This window comes from Paenibacillus sp. FSL R5-0519, assembly GCF_037974275.1.
GTDB lineage: Bacteria > Bacillota > Bacilli > Paenibacillales > Paenibacillaceae > Paenibacillus.
Genome location: NZ_CP150234.1, coordinates 6,278,624 through 6,297,162 on the forward strand (window position 1 = coordinate 6,278,624; position 18,539 = coordinate 6,297,162).

An 18,539-nucleotide genomic window follows, 5' to 3' on the forward strand; every position below is an offset into this window, starting at 1 on the left:
CACTTCTGTGGAATCGCTTACAAAACCTATTGTATCGGTCCATTGCTGGACATGACATAAACAAAAGTAAGCTTTCCTGTCAAAAAAGTAAGGAGTTGAAAGAATAACAAACCACCAGGAATAACATTCCCGGCGGTCGTGTTCCCGTCTCAGATATGGTGTGTCAGGAATGTGAGACTGCAGGTGAAGACACCCTGTGCTCGGCCAGATGTTTCTTCATTTTGGCCACTTCGGTTCCTGCCAGCATCATAATGCCTATTCCGTGATTGTCATTGGTGACGGTACGCAAGTCCTGATCGTAATACTCTGCCGTAAATGCATATCGTGATCCACTGCACACGCCATGGACATTCCCTTGACGATCGATCGCTTTGCAGATGAGTCCCTTCCAAGCCCGCTCGGCGGCCGTGACGTAAACTTCAGGGTCTTTGAACCAGCCAAAGCGCACACCTCTCGCAAAACCATAGGCAAACATCGCCGTACAGGAGGCTTCTTCATACGTCTGTGGATCATTCAACACCTGATGCCACAATCCACTTTCCCCTTGAAGTGCCGCATACCCTTCACACAGTTCGTTGAAGAAATGAATCAGAGCCGGGCGTTCGGGATGCTCTGTTGGCAAAGCCTCCAGTACTTCCGTCAAGGAAAACAGTGTCCAGCCATTCCCCCGTCCCCATGGAATCTGCGTTGCCTGTCCGTATTTGAAATCATACACATGGGACATGATCTTGAACTCAGGCATGAACAGATACTTCCGATACAGTGAAAATTGTCTGGCGGCTTCATCCAATGCAGCAGAGTTGCCTGTCACCCGTGCATAACGAACGAGAAACGGCGTGCTCATATATAGATCATCTGCCCACATGGTATTCTCGGCATACTCCCCTACACACGTGCGGTAAAACGCCCCATCTTCCTGCCGTTCCAGGCGGGAAAGCATGAAATCTGCAATCCGTTCTGCAATCGGAAGAAACGTTGGTTCATGACACTCTGAATACGCTTCCAGCATGGCCGAACCAAAAGAACCGCAGTTATCCAGCATTTTCAGCATGACCAATTGTTGATTGATTGCCGGGAAGCCATACTGCTGCCGATCCCATAAAGAGTACTCATACATCTGGGTACAAGCCTGCACATGTTCAGCCGCATAACGTGTAATGTCTGGTCTCTGCAAATAACGTCCTGTCCGTAGCAGACCATATACAGTGACACCCAATGGATAATCCCAGCGACCATAATTGGTCACACTGCCCACTGTCCATTTGTTGCTTAACATGGCATTTTCATAATAAGGTCTGATCCAAGCATCCGGTCGATCCAAGCGCCAGTATGTCTGTTCTTGCCCCGTTTGGTACACTCGGTCCGTTCGAGTTAGATCCGCCAAGTCCGGTTCAACCTCCGACTCAAAGGGACCGACATATAACCAGGACTCTCCAGAAGCACCGTGCACACGCTGAGGAAGTTCCAATGAAAGTGGCTTACCCGAAACGGTTACGTTCAAATTAAAATGCCACGGTCCTGCCGCATCATTGCATTCACTTCGGACAAGCAGGTCACTCCGCCCAAAAGAGGCTGCTACCTCCACCTCAAACGGACCTGCCTCCTTCACTTGTGCCACAGGTTTGCCGCTAATCCATATGCTTAAAGAACCGGAGGATTGACCTGACAATCGTACCTGACTCCCGGTTGAATCGGTATTGTTCAGATGCGTCCAAGCATACACATGCCGTCCAGGAAGATGCCCGTATATTCGTTCGAGAGCCGGCTTGGTTATCTCTTCATCAGACCAGCCTGTCTCAGGCAGCCACTTCAGACTGTAATCTGTTTCTTGTCCAAGCAGGTCTGGTTGCTTACTCGCGACCGGGTTTGGTTGGGAGAACACCCAACCCGCTTGTCCCTGTCTCTCCTGAAACGGCGCAAATACGTTCAGAATACGCACTTTACCTTCATCTGAGCCAAACTGGCAACCGAAGCCGGCAGGGGTATTTTTCATTTCCAGCCAAACGGTGTTCCAACCAGGCTTTATATCGATGCTGAGCTTCACCGTTGCATCAGGACTGATCTCATCCATTACGGTAGAGCGATAGACCAACTGCTCATTGAAATAAAAGCGAACAGGTCCATAACAGCGAACCAGCACATCCAGGTTCCGGTCCTCATCCCCCCAGACCAGCGCAGCTGCGTAAGATATATGATCTTTGGGAGCGTTAGGAAAGCGTTTACCTAAATTCAGATCATAGAGCCCTTTCTCATTTTGCAAAATACCAGACTTCTGGAATACCCGATATACAAAATCAGCCTGCGCATTGGCCCCAATATACCTCTCGGCCAACACTTTCAGCACCTGATCCTGATCTTCTCCAAATCGGTAATACATGCTCTGCGGTTCACTGAAATAGGTCGTCATTGATCGCACACATCCCTCTCACATTGAAATAAAATCTTATCCGAAATAAAACGTCCAACCGGGCTGCTAAGACCCACATTCTGCTGTGGCAGGACCTGGAGATATAGCGCTTAACCTTCGTAAGGAACGCCCTTGCCCTGAACGTTAATATCTTCTATTTTACTCAGACACCAATTAATAATCCCAGTATAACTGACATGTTCTATGGTGGCTACAGATTTTTGTTTACGCTTACAAAAAATCAGGAAATTCGGTTTTTCCTTCGCCAATTACACCTTCATTGGGACATTAATTCAAAAAAACGGAAAATGTTACCGATATAGAGACTATATAAGTTGAACTAATCATTTACACAGAAACGTAGAGGACAGAAAAAACCTGAAAAAGCGAAGCGTTCGCCTTTATCACCGGATTTTTCCCTTGAGAAAAGGGAATCAAAAAAATCTGGAAATAACAGCGATTGGAAGGTTATTCTGTCATCGGAGTGTACGTGTGAATATATCTTTAGTTCAACTTATATAGGCTGGAAAATTCCACTTTTTGTAACGGGAAGGAAAGATGCACATTGAATACTCTTGAATCTCTGGTAAATGCTATGCCTTTCGTTAGCCAAATGTTCCGTGACGACATATCCATATCCATTAATGATCATGAGAAAGTTTTGTATTTTTCCGAAGCAAAAAGTCTGGAAATTGGCGTGAAGGTTGGAGATGAGCTGCATGATGATTATAAAAATTTCAAAATGCTCACCAACAAGGATACGCGTACCGTGGCACGCATGCCTGGTGATCTGCAAGGCAGACCTTTCGACGCCATCCTTATTCCCATCAAGGAAAACGATCAGGTCGTGGGCATATTGGGTGTGAACTACGCATTGGATAGTCATATGACACTGGAGACGCTGATCCGTGAAAATGAAACAACTATTCATGCGCTTGTCGGTGGCATTCAGCAGATTGCGGCACATTCGGAAGAACTCTCTGCAACCTCAGAGGAGATTCTGCGCAACTCCAAAAAAGCTTCAGAGAACTCGGTTAGTGTGTCTAAAGTAACAAACGTCATTCGTGAAGTATCGGAACAAACCAATCTGCTTGGACTGAACGCCATGATCGAGGCAGCTCGTGTGGGCGATCAGGGAGCCGGATTCGGTGTGGTTGCCAGTGAAGTACGCAAACTGTCCGATCATACAAAGCAAGCAGCGGCTGATATCGAAACATCCCTCGGTAGTGTACAGGACACCATGAAACATATGGAGCAGGAGATCGGTCAGATTACCACCGCAACCGTCGATCAGGCCAAACTCGTTAGCGAGTTCATGGAAAGTATCGAACAACTTAGCGAGACAAGCGCGAATCTGAAAAAATTCGTACATCAGATGCTGGCGTTAGAATAGTAGGCCAGTTCCGCAACAAAATGAAGAACAACCATACTACATGTACATAGGAAATGATGTTTGAATGCAACAAAGCCTCCGGCTACACTTCCCTTAACAGGAAGTCAGCGGAGGCTTTGTCTCGTAATGAGTTGATATCCCATTTATAGTCGACTGGCTGTTAGATCTCTACAGCGACGCCAAAATGGTCGGACACAACCGGCCCGTTTTTACCATTTAAGACCACGGTGGAAGACTTGGCCTGAATCGGACGATTGGAGAAAATATAGTCGATCCGAAGATCGCGTTTGTTATCTGCCCAACCGGCAATGGCCTTCACCACGGTTGCTCCTTGATCCTTTTGCAATGCTGTGGTATACAGGTCATTCCAACCTTTGCTCATCATATAATCATAGCCTTCTCCACGCACTTCCGCGACATTATTGAAATCACCCATGATATATAACGGCTGATCCATGTAAGGGGCAAGCTTGCTTTCCGTCAAATCCCACTGTCCCTTGAAAGGTTCCTGCGCATCATCCCACCAGTTATAATGTCCGTTCACAAACCAGGTTGCTTCACCTTGGACGACCGTCTGGATTCCCACAATCTTGCGTGTACGGTAATTGTTATAATCCCGCATGTGGGATACATATTCCCCAAAAGCCTGTGTAATCGGCGTCCGGCTAAGGATCGCCAGTCCTTCATCGTATTTTTGGAACCCGACATGCGCGGGAATCCACGTCCAGTAATATTGCTCTGTCAGCTGCTGAAGCAGGACGTAGGCATAGTTGTCTTTTTTAATCACAGCATCGGATTCAGTAGCGTAATACCTCTTCAGTTCTTCTTCAGAAAGCGCCGCTTCCTGCATGGACTGGTTAACCTCCTGCATGGAGATGACATCAAATTGATGTGTATTAATAAAATCAGCCAGCTGACTGATCTTGTTCAGTTGATCTTCTTCCGCCCAAGCGTGTGTGTTTAACGTCAGTATTTTCATGTGCTCTCTCCTGTTGTTTGTAATATGACCGTTTCCCCGGCCTGCATCGTTCCTGAAAGGAATACATACGATAAGCATACACAATATGAGGCAATCATGCATGCCACTCGCTCACGGCACCTGCGTATTCATCCAAATTCATGTTTGTCCAAAAAGAACTTCATATTCTTATAACCCATGCACGGATCGGCTCATAACTGATATGATGGATACAACAAATTGACAACATCACGTCATCGACGTGGTGATTACTGAACCTATGTTTACCCCAGGAGATGGAATGATGAACATACCGAATAACATGAGGATGGATGATGCGCAGTGGCAACAGTTGATCAGGCAGGTTGCAGAGCATTTTAATAACCTGACGATCATGCGCGGATTCCAATATTATAAACAGAAACGTGTCGGACCATTAACCTATTCAGAACAACAAGGGATCTCGGCCGTTGTACAAGGATCGGAAGAATATGAGGTCACCCTGAGCATGCAATCCCTGTCTACAAGTCATTGTACCTGCCCGGTGAGCTCCGTATGCAAACATATGACGGCTGTCTTGATGAGTTATGCCGAGCAACTGGAGCGACCTGTACATGCGATTGTGAATGCACACTCCAGTACTGCGCTCAAACAAACGACCAAACCCGTCGGGGCCATGTCCGCAGGACGATCCAGCTACGCCGAAGCTGATGAACAACAGGATATGGATATTCAGGGCAACCAATACAGTGAGATCAAGGAGCGTGCAACAGAGCTTGCCGAACTCGAAATCTCCGAATGGCATGAGCTATTCCACTCCTGTCTGAGACGGCTGGGTACCGGCACAGCAAGCACATCCTACGTGCAGGAAGCAACGGACGAGTTATATGCCATTAAGCCAAGGCTGACCGCGGCGATGGACCAACTTTTTGAACTACATGTGCAGCTGCACCTCATACGATTCTGCGTACCGCCAGCTCGTAACTCGATTACGCATACCCCCGTGTACATGAGCTACCCAGCCCAGCTCGCGGTGGATGCACTTCTGAAAGACATTGAACGGATCTTTAGCCATCCGCTAGACTTGTCCGGTCTAAAGGGAAACAAGCTTGAACAACTCTGGAACAGATTGTATGAAACCTCAGCTTATTTACGCAAACAGATGATGCCTGAGACAGCAAGCATGATGATCTTCACTCCGATCTATCGGCAACTGTGGTTGAACTGGATTGTACCTGAGCCTCAAGGGTCGCGGGACATGTTAGTGTCGGAACAGGCCATCTTAAATGATATAGAGCGCAATTTAACAGCGACTTCGGCACCTTCCCAGTCCAGCGGGAGTGTCTTGGGTAGCGCTCAGAGTAATGGAAGCAGTAGTGATAGACCAGGCAAATCCGTATCCCTGCCTTTACCACTCGTACTCGCGCAGAGCTGGATGTACTTCCATGTAGGGCAAGACGATCAGGCATGGCAGCGACTCGTCCAGGGAAGCTCGGCCTATGGTATCCCGCCAGAACATCTGTTGCATTTTCTCCACGTGCTCGCAGATGCAGCTGAATGGAAGCGGCTCGGAGATTGGTTGGTACAACTTGGTCCCCTGCTGGCGAATCGGCGTAACACGCCTTTGAATGATTACATGCATCTGTGGGACACGGCCATTCAACATCTGCCGGATACAGAGAATCGCATGTGGGACACGCTTGTCAGCATGCTCCCCCACTCTCGTCCAGCCTATGAGGATGCCATGCATTCTCGTGGTCAGTGGCGCAGGTGGATTGATTTTCAGCTAAGTACAGGGACGGAACCTCTCGAATTCCGCGTAGCGGTGCTGCAACCGATTGAAAAAGATGCACCTGAATTGCTGCTGCCCTTCTATCATCAGGCGGTGGAGCGTTATATCGGACATAAGAACAGGGACGGATACAAGGCCGCGGTGAAGCTGCTGAAACGCCTGTCCAAAATCTATAAAAAGTTGAAGCAAGAAGCGCACTGGGAGCAGTTCATCACCACACTCGCCGTTCGTAACAGTCGGCTGCGTGCCCTGCAGGAAGAGCTTCGGAAAGGTAAACTGATCTCATGAGCTTAATTCATCCATACACTGAAACGATTGAGGTTCACGTCGCTTTAACCGGATATGGCGATGCTTTGTTTTACGGAGCACTCAACACACACCACTTTGTATCGGGACAGTCGCTTAAGCAGCGATTGTTCGCTTGGCATGCACCTTCCTTCTACGGTACCGAACTGGAAGTTCGGCAGATCGAGGAGATTGAGCTGGTTGTTCTGCCTGCAGAAGAAGTCATTCCCTTCTTTGCCGAGATGCACACGCTGCTTCATATTGAATGGAAGTGGGATGAGCAAGCGGAACATCTGATTCGACTGGCTCCTGCACTCGCAGCATCTGTTGAGAAACGCAAATACGTACCCAGCTTTGAGGCCTATCGCGCAGGACAACTTCAGTGGACCTGGGACCCGGACAGCTTGAAAAAGCAGGATCAGGCATCGCTTACCAAAGCGATTCAACAGACGGACGAGAGCTACGCGGAAGGGCTCGGGGCGGCTTACTCTGCCTTCGTATTCCAACGCTGGTACAGTTCGGAGGAAGCTGCGACCGATCTGCGGCGTGAATTCCCGCAGTTGTTCCCAGAGCGCGGTACTCTACCCAAGACAGCCGGAATGGACGCTCAGTCCTGGCTTGTATCCATTGGCTGGAAAGCGGATGCCGCTCCGTTCAGACCCATGCTGCAATTGCAGGAGCCGGACGAGGATGAGCCCTCTTGGCGGCTGCGACTGGTGTTGCAGAACAAGCTGGATGCTGCCAGCTTGTTGCCCGTCATGCTGGATTCACGCGGCAGACTTGAAGGCGAATGGCCAGAGGTATGGACACCGTTCATTCTGGATCGCTCCGCCGGATGGCTGGATCAGCTTCGCGCACATCTGCCGCGTCTTGCAAGCTCCATTAGCGGCAGACGGGATGTGCTGAGTGACCCTTTGGAAGATCAGGAAGCCTGGCAGTTCCTGACACAGGATAGCGGCAGGTTGCTGGCAGCGGGTTGGCAAGTCTTGCTCCCGGGTTGGTGGGAAGCAGCCCGGAAGAAGAAGCCTAAGCTGCGCGCCAAGGTGAAGCCAGAGGAAGGCAGTGAGCGGGGACAGTCCTTCTTCGGACTGGACTCAATTATTCATTTTGACTGGCGCATTGCGATTGGTGACACGGATCTCAGCGAAGATGAGTTCGCCGATCTTGTTGCCCGTAATGAACGATTGGTTCGCTTCCGTGGAGAATGGGTTCCTCTCGACCCGGACCTGCTGGAACAGATACGTCGTGCCATGGGCGGTGTAGATCGGGAACAAGGACTCTCCTTTCAGGATATTCTGCACCTGCATCTGCTGCACAATGAACAGCGGGAATATCGCAACCAGAAATGGAAAGAAGGACAACAAACCGAGGAAGAGCAGCAACCACAGGATGATCAGAACATTCGGCTGGAAGTGGAACTGAATGAGCACCTGAATCGGGTCATTGCACAACTGGGAGGCGGACAAGGCGGTGCGCCTTCCCTGCCCATTCCTACAGGGCTTCATGCCGAGCTGCGATCGTATCAGAAGGAAGGTTTTGCATGGCTTGGTTTCCTGCGCAGATTCGGCCTTGGGGCATGTCTTGCCGATGATATGGGTCTCGGGAAAACCATACAGTTCATTACGTATCTATTACACATCAAAGAACATGAACCACGTAAGCCTGGACAGGCTCCGGCACTTCTGATCTGTCCAACTTCTGTATTGGGCAACTGGCAAAAGGAGATTAGCCGCTTCGCACCCTCCATTCATGTCAGCCTGCATTACGGAGCACGCCGATTAAGCGGGGAAGAATTCCGGGAGCAAACGGAACAGGTGGACATTATCATCACGTCCTTTGCTACGGCTACACTCGATCAGGAAATGTTGCAGACATATACGTGGTCATGCATCTGCCTCGATGAAGCGCAAAATATCAAGAATGCCCAGACCAAACAGTCCCTGGCCGTTCGCAGTTTCCCGGCAAAACACCGCATTGCCATGACAGGTACACCAATCGAGAATCGGTTGTCCGAGCTGTGGTCAATCTATGATTTTACCAATCCAGGATATCTGGGTAGTGCACGGGCATTCCAGACTCGCTTTATCAGTGCCATCGAGAAAGACAAGGATGAGCAGCGGATGCAGGATCTTCAACAGCTCGTGAAACCTTTCATGCTGCGCCGCAAGAAAAAAGATCCGAATATCCAGCTTGATCTGCCGGACAAAAACGAGATGAAGACATACATTCACCTTACGGGTGAGCAGAGTGCATTGTACGACCAGTCCGTGCAGGCCCTGATGGATAAAATGAAAGAGCTGGAAGGTATCAAACGCAAAGGTGCGATTCTGTCGGCACTAACTCAGCTTAAGCAATTGTGTGACCATCCTCTGCTGCTGACAAAAGAAGCTTTGCCGGAGGAACTGCCTGAGGACGGCACATTAACATCTTCTTATGATGTGTACAGCCCGCAGGATATGGCGATGCTGATCAGCCGTTCCGCGAAGCTGGAACGACTGATGGAGCTTGTCCGTGAATTGCGGGATGAGGGCGAGCGATGCCTGATCTTCACCCAATACATCGGTATGGGACAGATGCTGCAACAGGTACTGCGTCAGGAGTTGCAGGAACCTGTGCTGTATCTGCACGGGGGCACCTCCAAGACGGCAAGGGACCGCATGATTGAAGAATTCCAATCCCGAACACTGCCTGAGGACAAGCAGCCATCCGTCTTCATTCTGTCCATTAAGGCAGGCGGCGTGGGATTAAATCTGACCGCAGCCAATCATGTCTTCCACTTTGACCGCTGGTGGAACCCTGCTGTGGAGAATCAAGCCACCGACCGGGCTTATCGGATGGGTCAGACCAAAGATGTACAGGTGCATAAGTTCATCTCTCTCGGTACATTGGAGGAGCGGATCGACGAGATGTTGGAGAGCAAACAACAACTTAGCGATAACATCATCACAAGCTCCGAGAACTGGATTACGGAACTGTCGACGGACGAGCTGAAGGATCTGTTCACTCGGCGTCGTGACTGGTCGGGGTAACCTGGCAGAAGAGCTATAGTACAGGCCAAACCCGGATTTCAGAGAGTTAAAACAAATAAAAAACACAAAAAGAGCGAAGTTTCGGAATTAAAATTCCGGCTCCGCTCTTTTTGTATTGTTGCAGTTAATCATCCGCCCTTAACGCATGTTACCGATGATGGATGATCTTGAATCCTGCATTTTTTTGATAAAGTTTGTCATTACGTCAAATGCTTCATTACGCTTGTTGGACAAGGACTGCAGACGAAGCATGTCCATCTGTTGGGAATTGCTTGCAGCATCAATTTGGCCCTTCAGCTTCTGAATAGCTGCTTCATCCCCGTTTTGTTGAGCTACCTGCAATTGAGAGTTCAGTTCCGCGATCAGCTGATTGCGGTTCTGTACCTCTTGAATTTGCGTTTGCAGTTGAGCATCCAACAATTTGGTGCGTTCACTCTGAACCATCATCAAAGCCGTTTCGATATCCATACTGCTGATGTCGATCGGTATTACGCTCGAGATGTTCGAGATTGGGCTTGCTGAGGCTGAAGAGACGATGGAGACTGCAGCGACAGCAGCAACTGCTGTTGAAGCGAAAAATTTACCTGAACGTTTCATTTGTGTTCCTCCGAGTCCCTATGTAATATGTACCAGTTTTTTGATGGCATCTTCCGCCATTCTAAATCAAAAGAACTAGTTGTTCAATCAAATTAACATCAAATTTGAAATGATTTTGATATCCCTTAGATACGCCTACTTCCGCTTACAATTTGAGTAAATTAAACAGGGCATTATAAGTAAACGTGCATTCTTAAGGGCATATTTATTACTACTAGATTGTTCTTTACGCCTACGCTTGAAAGTAACAATAGAGATCGAAGTTACGTTCATGATTTTACTTTAGAACATGGTTATGTTATGTTTAATAATATATTTTACACAATTTAATTTTGTGATATTTAATATAATTGAATGTTATACACTTTACGGGAGGTTTCTATATGAAAAAGATACTGGTTGTACTAACAAATGTAGATAAATACGCAACGAAAGAGGAGCCTACCGGCTTGTGGCTGAGCGAAGCAACTCACTTTATTGAAGAATTCGACCATAATGACAATGTTCAGATCGATCTGGTTAGTCCTAAAGGGGGTAACGTACCTCTTGATCCGAAAAGTCTGGGTGACTCCCTGGATGAAAGCACCAAAGCCTATTTCGAGAATGAAACGTTCATGAACCAATTGAAAAATACGTTGAAACCTGGCGAAGTGAATGCAAGTGATTATGATGCGATCTACTTCACAGGGGGTCACGGTACAATGTGGGATTTCCCGGACAATGCGGAACTTCAAAAGCTTTCTCGTGAAATCTATGAAAAAGGTGGCGTTGTGTCCGGTGTGTGCCACGGGGTTACAGCCCTGCTGAACGTGAAGCTGTCCAACGGCCTGCTATTGATCAAAGACAAAACGGTTTCCGGCTTCACGAATGAAGAGGAAGCATTGGCACAACAAACCGAATATGTTCCTTTCCTGCTAGAAGATGCTTTGAGAGAACGTGCCGCACAGTACGATAAAGCTGCTGCCTTCAGTTCCTATGTCACAACAGATGGCCGCGTGGTCACAGGACAGAATCCGCAATCCAGCAAAGCGGTAGCTGAAAGTGTTAAACAACTGCTGGGTCTGTAAAATAAACCGATCGATCCCTCTCCTCCCCCCCAGGAGATCATATAGATGTAAAAGCAAAACAGCATGTGATCCGTCATGACCTGACGGATCACATGCTGTTTTTTTATTGATTTGCCCGTATAGAAGCTTCTGTCACTGTTGTTCCAGCCAAGCGCTTCACGATAAACGGTACGGTCACCGACGTCAGGATCACGGCAAATGCAATCTGAGCGATAGCTGTGTCCACATAAGGTGCATACGCCGGATTGAATTCTGCCGCCATCGATGGCACGACCATGGACAATCCAGCAACCGAACATGTCGCAGCCGCTGCGTAACCTGGCCGTCTTAATATCGCACGATCGATTCCGATGAGCGGCAGCATGCAGATGAGCAAAAATAATACCGTGACCAGCAAGCCGGACAGACTGGATTGAAATGCAATACGCAGATCAATATTGGACCCAAAGCTTGTACCCAGGAAAGGCAGCAGAATCAGCGTTCCAGGAGCAAACATCTTCTGTATATTGCTGTCCAGATTACCAAGCAATATGCCGATGAAGAAAGGCACCAGCGTAGCAAGGACACTGAGGTAATCTATACCTACACCGCTTGCAGAATTCAATATCATAACCGGAATAACCGGTACGGCAATCAGATTCAGAATGCCAAACGCGGCACGATCCACATCATCTCCGTACGTATTCATCAAGGCCAGATATAATCCCGGATTACAACTGGTCAGAACAGCAATGAAAGCTACCGCAGACACGCCTCCAACCCCACTAATGCCAAAAAAGTGTACAAACGCCCAGCCGAACAGACAGCTGATAAGAATACGTGAAATACAAAGTACCCCTGCTCTCTTCAAGGTCACCAGAAGCTGTGACAGATTGAGCTGTGTTCCGGACACGAGCAAAATCATGCCAATCAGCACCATGGTACCTTTCGATGTGAATAGCGCTGTCGTTGGATCTCCGATCTGAAACAACGATGGAAACACCGTGTTGATGACCGCGGCGGCAAGCATGGGGACAATCAGCAAGCCGCCAGGAATTTTTTTGATTCGGCCCAGAATATTCATGACCTGTTACAGTTCTGCTCCGTTGGTACGGATCACATTCTGATACCAGAAGAACGAATCCTTCCGATATCTTTTCAGCGTACCATTACCATAGTCATCTTGATCCACGTAGATAAATCCGTACCGTTTGCTCATCTCCGAAGTCCCTGAACTGATCATGTCAATGGGTCCCCACATCGTGTAACCCAATACTTCGACCCCATCCGCAATGGCGAGTCCCATCTGTTCAATATGTTTGCTCAGAAAATCAATTCGGTAGGGGTCGTTGATCGTTCCGTCCTCATTCAGCTTGTCGTAGAAGCCTGAGCTGTTCTCCAGAATGAAGACCGGTTTTTGATATCGATCATAGACGAGATTCAACGTATACCGCAGGCCAATGGGATCAATCTGCCAACCCCACTCATTTGCAGGCAAATGCGGGTTTTTGTAGACACTGTGTACGTTCCCGGCTGTTAATTCAAGTTGTTCGGTATCACTACTGGAAATCATGGAGTTGTAATACGACATCCCCACGAAGTCAGCTGTATGTGCGCGAATATTATCCAGATCACCGTCCTCGATGTTCAACTGGATCTCCTTGTTTTTGAAGTACGTTTTACTATAGTAAGGGTACTCGCCTTTATTGAGCACATCCAAATAGAATTGATTTTTCATCTGATCATCCTGCTGCATCTGAAGTGCATCCTCCGGCTTGCATGTGTACGGATACGTTGTAAAATAAGCCACCATACTTCCGATCTGGTTATTCGGATCAATCTCATGAGCCATCTTGGTTGCTCTGGACGCTGCTACAAATTGATGGTGCAGCCCTTGGAACAGCATTTCCTCATAATTCGGCGCATCATAATCAATGATTCCCAGCGTCTTGGCCGATGCCTTCACGCTCATGTTGATCTCGTTGAACGTCACCCAATATTTCACTTTGCCCTTGTAGCGCTTGAACAGCACATCACAATAGTTTACATACAGGTCAATCAACTTGCGGTTGTACCATCCTCCGAACTTGTCCATCAGTACAATCGGTGTATCAAAGTGGCTAATGGTAATCAGGGGCTCCATGCCCTGTTTTAGACATTCATCAATAACCTGATCATAGAACTCGAGTGCCTTTTCATTCGGAGCAGCATCGTCGCCACCTGGAAATACTCTGGCCCATGAAATGGAATAACGGAATACTTTGAAGCCCATCTCGGCAAATAAAGCGATATCCTCACGGAAAGTATGGTAAAAATCGATTCCCCGGCGCTTCGGATATTTAACCGTATCCGGGTCGTTCCGGGCCTCTTCAATCATCTCCCAATTCACCCTGATCTGCTTGGTCACCTTGCGGTCGTTCTTCTCGTTAAACTTCATCACTTCTGGAATGGTCAGGCTCTTGCCATCCACATTATAAGCACCTTCAGCCTGACAGGCAGAAAGCGCCCCGCCCCACAAAAAATCTTTTGGAAAATTAGAATGAGTCATTTTAGTTTCCTCCTGTTATTACGTGTTATTTAAATGGTTTATTTAAGGTTCTAGGGGATTAGCTTGATCAACGCTTCACTCTCCCCGATCGGGCCGCTGGTCGCTGTAGTCAGTACGTCCCCATACTGCTGCATGTTGGTAACGACAATGGATGTAATGGTGTTATATCCTGCTGACGTAATGCCTTCTGGATCAAATTCCACTAATAAATCGCCAGCCTTGATGGTCTGTCCCTGTTCGATGTGAGCGTTAAAATATTTCCCTTTCAAACTAACGGTATCCACACCGATATGGATCAGAATCTCAACACCATTCGTTGCCTTCAATCCGATGGCGTGTTTGGTGCGATAGAGTGCCTCGACTACTCCGTCAAACGGAGCATAAACCTTGCCCTCTGTTGGAACAATTGCAATACCTTTACCCATCAACTCTTGAGCAAACGCCTGATCCTCCACTTCAGAGATCGGTTTGATCTCCCCTGTCATTGGACTAACGATAAGCATGTCAGAAGATGTGGATGTCAGTGATACTGCTGACGCTGAAGTTACCTCTGTGGCAGCGGACGTTGAATTTTCATTAAATTTATCCGTAGCTTGCTGTTTCGATTTATTTCCATCTGAATCTTCCTTGATGCCTGCCAGCAGCGTGAAGACAAAACCGAGTACAACTGCCGCAATACAGCCAATAACGATGTAGATATACCGATCGGCTGTATAGGTCCCCAAAGAGAGTACACCTGGAAGTGAAATGGCAGTTGCTTTTGCATCAACCAAAGTATAAAAACCGCCTACCAGACCTGCGGCAGCACAGCCAGCAAAGAATGGTCGTTTGTATCTTAACGTGACACCGTAAATGGCAGGTTCGGTGATCCCGAATAATGCGGTCAAACCACTGGAACCAGCTGCAGATTTCATTGTTTTATTCTTGGTGAGAAATAATACACCGAATGCCGCTCCTGCCTGTGCCAGATTGGCAGCCAAAGAAGCTGGCAACAGCATGGTGGAACCTATAGTAGCAATCTGTTGAATCTGAATCGGCATAATCGCATAATGCATTCCAAACATAACCATAATCGGTTTGAAGAATCCAAGAATCGCACCTGCCAGAACACCAACAGTGCCGTATAAATAGTTAATTCCATCCGTAAGCCAATTACCGATATAAGAACCAATGGGTCCGAGAATGATAAGCTCGAGTGGGACCATTATAAACAGCACAATCATTGGTGTAATCAGGACTTGCAGAAATTTCGGGACAACCCGATTTACAACCGGATATACGTAACTCATAATCCATACGGCGAGGATGATGGGAATAACTGATGAGGAATATTTCATCAACAGAATCGGCATGCCCAGAAAGTCTATGCTTTTCACACCTGTTTCAGCAATTTTGGAGGCGGCCTCCAGAATAACGGGATGCATCAACCCTGCAGCAAGAGCAACCGCCAGATAAGGGTTGGTTTTAAAGCGATTGGCAGCACTAACAGCCAGGAAGAACGGCATGAAATAGAAGATGCTATCGCCAATCATGTTAATGATGCTCATGAACCCTGATCCTTCCAACCATCCAAGTGCAGCAATTACGGTAGCCACACATTTAATCATCCCGCAACCTATAAGTGCTGGCAGAACAGGCGTAAATATACCTGCGATGGTTTCGAGCACGATATTAACGGGGTTGCGTCTCTTTTTCGATCCACTGTCTGTAGAATCCGTAAGTTCGCCAATATGGTCAGAGGTCAGATTTTTCAATTCGCTATAGACTGCATCTACCTTAGCGCCGATGACAACCTGAATCTGTCCCCCGGAATTTTGTGCCTTAAGCACGCCTTCAAGCTGATCCAGCGATTTGAGATCCGCTTTGTTGTCATCCTTCAATACGAATCTCAAGCGGGTTGCACAGTGTGTCAGACCCGATATATTTTGCTCGCCGCCAACGAGATCAAGTACGTTTTTAGCCAAGTCTTTGTTGTTCATGACTCTTCTCCTCTACATCAATAAATTGGATATATAAAAAATGACCAAGCCGGGGAATCGTCATTCCCTACGCTTGGTCATGCCTGATCGAATCAGTAACAGTCCAATATGGATTATTCGGTTAGTTCCTTCGCTAGTTCATTCCGTGGGTTCATTCGAAATCAATCGTTGGATATGCAGAATCAGATATAACTTTTCATCATCCGAACAGGTCCAGCCATAGTTATTTTTCAGGAAATCCGCAATCCTCTCCACACAAGCGAGTTCTTTCGGAAACTTCTCCTTCACCATCAGGAAAAGCGATTCATTCTCGTCTTTGAGCGATTTACCACTCATCTGCCTCAGAATGAAGTACCGGATATGTGTGGCAAAACGCATGAAATGGATGGAGTCCTCCTGAAAGTCAATTTTGAGCGCATACTTGATCACCGACAGGATCTCGCCCGTAACTGTGGTTACCTTGGTGGTATCACTCATCTCTCCTGAGCCCACCTGGGCATTGACAAAGTGCAGAGCAATCAGTGTTGTTTCGGCTGTCGGCAGAGCGATATCCGTTTTTTCCTGAATCAGCTTCAGCGCAGCCTCTCCCACCCGGGTCTCGTCCGGATAGAGTGTCCGCACTTCCCATTCCAGTGGGTTTTTGATACGTATGCCTTCTTTGGTTCGGGTTAATGCAAAACTGATATGGTCAGACAGGGTGAGAAGCAGATTCGGGTTAAAAGTTTTATTCAGGATCTGACTGCCCAGCTTGATGACTTCCTCCGCGAGATAAATATCCTCAATTGGGATACTGTTCAGCAGATCATACATCCGAATGTTCTTCGGAGCTACGAATATTTTCTCCACCAAGTCCGTCTCCGTCAGCTCATAAGGCGTTTTCAGAAATCCTACACCCTTACCTACAACAAATACCTCTTCGTTATGTTCATTAATAGCAATGGCCACGTTATTGTTTACTTTCTTGATAACCTTCAATGTTCTCACCCCCCAACAGAAATAAAAAAAGACCGAAAGCGATTACAGTTAAGCAATCGAATTCGGTCATGCCTGGTTTCCCCAGTAACAGTCCGTGTTATGAATATAAGTTTATTATAGTGCTGTTTTCGAAAAAGTCAATCATGCAATCCTAGGGAATACATCCCTCTCCATAGCAGATGAAAAAAGCAAAGCGCTGTGGTACAATGAAGGAATTGTGTATTCACAGACAGACATGTGGGTAAAGGCGCTGAATCGATTGTGGAACAGCGCTCTTTATCCATGATTATGCTGCCATTCTAGGGAGGCTTATGGAACAACCATGCTCATTATTGGTATCGCCGGAGGAACCGGCTCCGGTAAAACGACGGTAGCTCGCTCCGTCATCGACCGTCTGGGATCAGGTAAAGTCACGTTTATATCCCAAGACAATTATTACAAAGACCAGTCGCAGCTCACACCTGAGCAACGCCGACTCACCAATTACGATCACCCATTTGCATTCGATAATGACCTGTTGATTGAGCATCTCACTTTGTTGAAAAAAGGCCAAGCGGCATATGCTCCCGTATATGACTTCACCATAGATAACCGTGCTGCTAATGAGACGGTTGAACTGGCACCGAACCATATTGTCATTGTAGAAGGATTGCATGTGCTGATTGACGAACATCTTCGCAGTCTGATGGACATCAAAGTATTTGTTGATACCGACTCCGATGTGCGAATTCTGCGCAGAGTACTGCGGGACATTGAAGAACGCGGACGCACGATCCAATCCGTGTACAAACAATATCTCGAAACGGTAAAACCAATGCACGATGCTTTTATCGAGCCATCCAAAAAGTATGCCGATATCATTATTCCAGAAGGCGGACATAATGAAGTAGGTATTCAGATGTTATCCATCCTCACCGAGAAATATCTCACCGGGGAAAATTGGAACGGCGCTTAATTTGCTGCAAAACAGCACAACAGAAATCCAGGTTACGATACAGCGTAATCTGGATTTTTTGTTCATTTTCCATGTATAATAATTCCCATAATTGAAAGGAGATCTCTCCCTATGGCTACTTTTGAAGAGTTCATGCAGCATGACATCCGGGTTGGTACAGTGGTGGAAGCCGAACCCTTCCCCAAGGCTCGTATACCCGCTATTAAAATGACGATCGACTTCGGACCACTTGGTCTTAAACGCTCCAGTGCTCAGATTACCCAACGATATACGCCTGACATGATCATCGGCAAACAGGTTGTTGCTGTAGTTAATTTCCCACCTCGCCGGATTGCCGGTTTTGTCTCTGAAGTACTTGTGCTGGGCGGCGTGCCTGGTGAAGGCGATGTAGTCTTGCTCACACCAGATAGCATATTGCCTAATGGAACACCGATAGCCTGACCTTATATTGAATAAGAAGAATATGGGCTTTTCAAATGTTTGGAAATCGAGTATTCTTGATGTATTGATTGTTTGTGAAGGAACTACATATGTTAGAGACCTTAAAGCATAAGGCTATGAATCTGCGGATTCGT

The 18,539-nt window shown here is 47.4% G+C and carries 13 protein-coding genes; 6 read left to right on the plus strand and 7 right to left on the minus strand.

All coding sequences use genetic code 11. The features are described 5' to 3' along the window. Positions 1-163: 163 nt before the first annotated feature. A complete protein-coding gene (locus tag MKY73_RS28305; RefSeq protein ID WP_339304737.1) occupies positions 164-2,407 on the minus strand; it encodes a glycoside hydrolase family 88 protein in 2,244 nt (747 codons plus the stop codon). Between the two features lie 565 nt (positions 2,408-2,972). Between MKY73_RS28305 and MKY73_RS28310 the strand changes: the two genes are divergently transcribed. Further along, the gene (locus tag MKY73_RS28310; RefSeq protein ID WP_339304739.1) at positions 2,973-3,800 is read left to right on the plus strand and encodes a methyl-accepting chemotaxis protein; all 828 of its coding nucleotides are present in this window, start codon (positions 2,973-2,975) and stop codon (positions 3,798-3,800) included. Positions 3,801-3,960: 160 nt separating this feature from the next. On the opposite strand, the gene MKY73_RS28315 is transcribed toward MKY73_RS28310, so the two are convergent. Continuing rightward, entirely contained in the window at positions 3,961-4,779 is an 819-nt protein-coding gene (locus MKY73_RS28315; protein ID WP_339304740.1) for an endonuclease/exonuclease/phosphatase family protein, read from the minus strand. A gap of 280 nt (positions 4,780-5,059) precedes the next feature. Here MKY73_RS28315 and MKY73_RS28320 point away from each other — a divergent pair, with 280 nt between their 5' ends. Both MKY73_RS28320 and MKY73_RS28325 read left to right on the plus strand, forming a co-directional pair. After that, the gene (locus MKY73_RS28320) at positions 5,060-6,838 is read left to right on the plus strand and encodes an SWIM zinc finger family protein (RefSeq protein ID WP_339304741.1); all 1,779 of its coding nucleotides are present in this window, start codon (positions 5,060-5,062) and stop codon (positions 6,836-6,838) included. Positions 6,839-6,843: 5 nt separating this feature from the next. Further along, positions 6,844-9,864 (plus strand): DEAD/DEAH box helicase, encoded by a 3,021-nt coding sequence (locus MKY73_RS28325; protein WP_339308787.1) that lies wholly within the window; start codon positions 6,844-6,846, stop codon positions 9,862-9,864. 138 nt (positions 9,865-10,002) lie between these two features. Here the strand turns inward: MKY73_RS28325 and MKY73_RS28330 are convergent, their stop codons facing one another. Next, complete coding sequence (locus tag MKY73_RS28330; RefSeq protein ID WP_339304743.1) at positions 10,003-10,461, minus strand: hypothetical protein; 459 nt, start codon at positions 10,459-10,461, stop codon at positions 10,003-10,005. A 383-nt stretch (positions 10,462-10,844) separates the two neighbouring features. Here MKY73_RS28330 and MKY73_RS28335 point away from each other — a divergent pair, with 383 nt between their 5' ends. Further along, positions 10,845-11,528, plus strand: a complete 684-nt coding sequence (locus MKY73_RS28335; protein ID WP_339304744.1) for a type 1 glutamine amidotransferase domain-containing protein — start codon at positions 10,845-10,847, stop codon at positions 11,526-11,528. Positions 11,529-11,631: 103 nt separating this feature from the next. On the opposite strand, the gene MKY73_RS28340 is transcribed toward MKY73_RS28335, so the two are convergent. The 4 genes from MKY73_RS28340 to MKY73_RS28355 form a co-directional block, all read right to left on the minus strand. Further along, entirely contained in the window at positions 11,632-12,591 is a 960-nt protein-coding gene (locus MKY73_RS28340; protein WP_339304745.1) for a 2-keto-3-deoxygluconate permease, read from the minus strand. A gap of 6 nt (positions 12,592-12,597) precedes the next feature. Further along, positions 12,598-14,055 carry a family 1 glycosylhydrolase gene (locus MKY73_RS28345; protein ID WP_339304746.1) on the minus strand — a complete coding sequence of 486 codons (1,458 nt, stop codon included), beginning with the start codon at positions 14,053-14,055 and terminating at the stop codon, positions 12,598-12,600. A 50-nt stretch (positions 14,056-14,105) separates the two neighbouring features. After that, positions 14,106-16,034, minus strand: coding sequence for a beta-glucoside-specific PTS transporter subunit IIABC (locus tag MKY73_RS28350; protein ID WP_339304747.1), 1,929 nt, complete (start codon positions 16,032-16,034; stop codon positions 14,106-14,108). Positions 16,035-16,172: 138 nt separating this feature from the next. Then, a complete protein-coding gene (locus MKY73_RS28355) occupies positions 16,173-17,009 on the minus strand; it encodes a PRD domain-containing protein (protein WP_339304748.1) in 837 nt (278 codons plus the stop codon). A gap of 322 nt (positions 17,010-17,331) precedes the next feature. Between MKY73_RS28355 and udk the strand changes: the two genes are divergently transcribed. Together udk and csaA are read left to right on the plus strand one after the other, a co-directional pair. Beyond that, positions 17,332-17,964, plus strand: coding sequence for a uridine kinase (udk, locus tag MKY73_RS28360; RefSeq protein ID WP_017691162.1), 633 nt, complete (start codon positions 17,332-17,334; stop codon positions 17,962-17,964). A 111-nt stretch (positions 17,965-18,075) separates the two neighbouring features. Next, positions 18,076-18,405, plus strand: a complete 330-nt coding sequence (csaA, locus tag MKY73_RS28365; protein WP_339304749.1) for a chaperone CsaA — start codon at positions 18,076-18,078, stop codon at positions 18,403-18,405. The last annotated feature ends 134 nt before the right edge of the window (positions 18,406-18,539 follow it).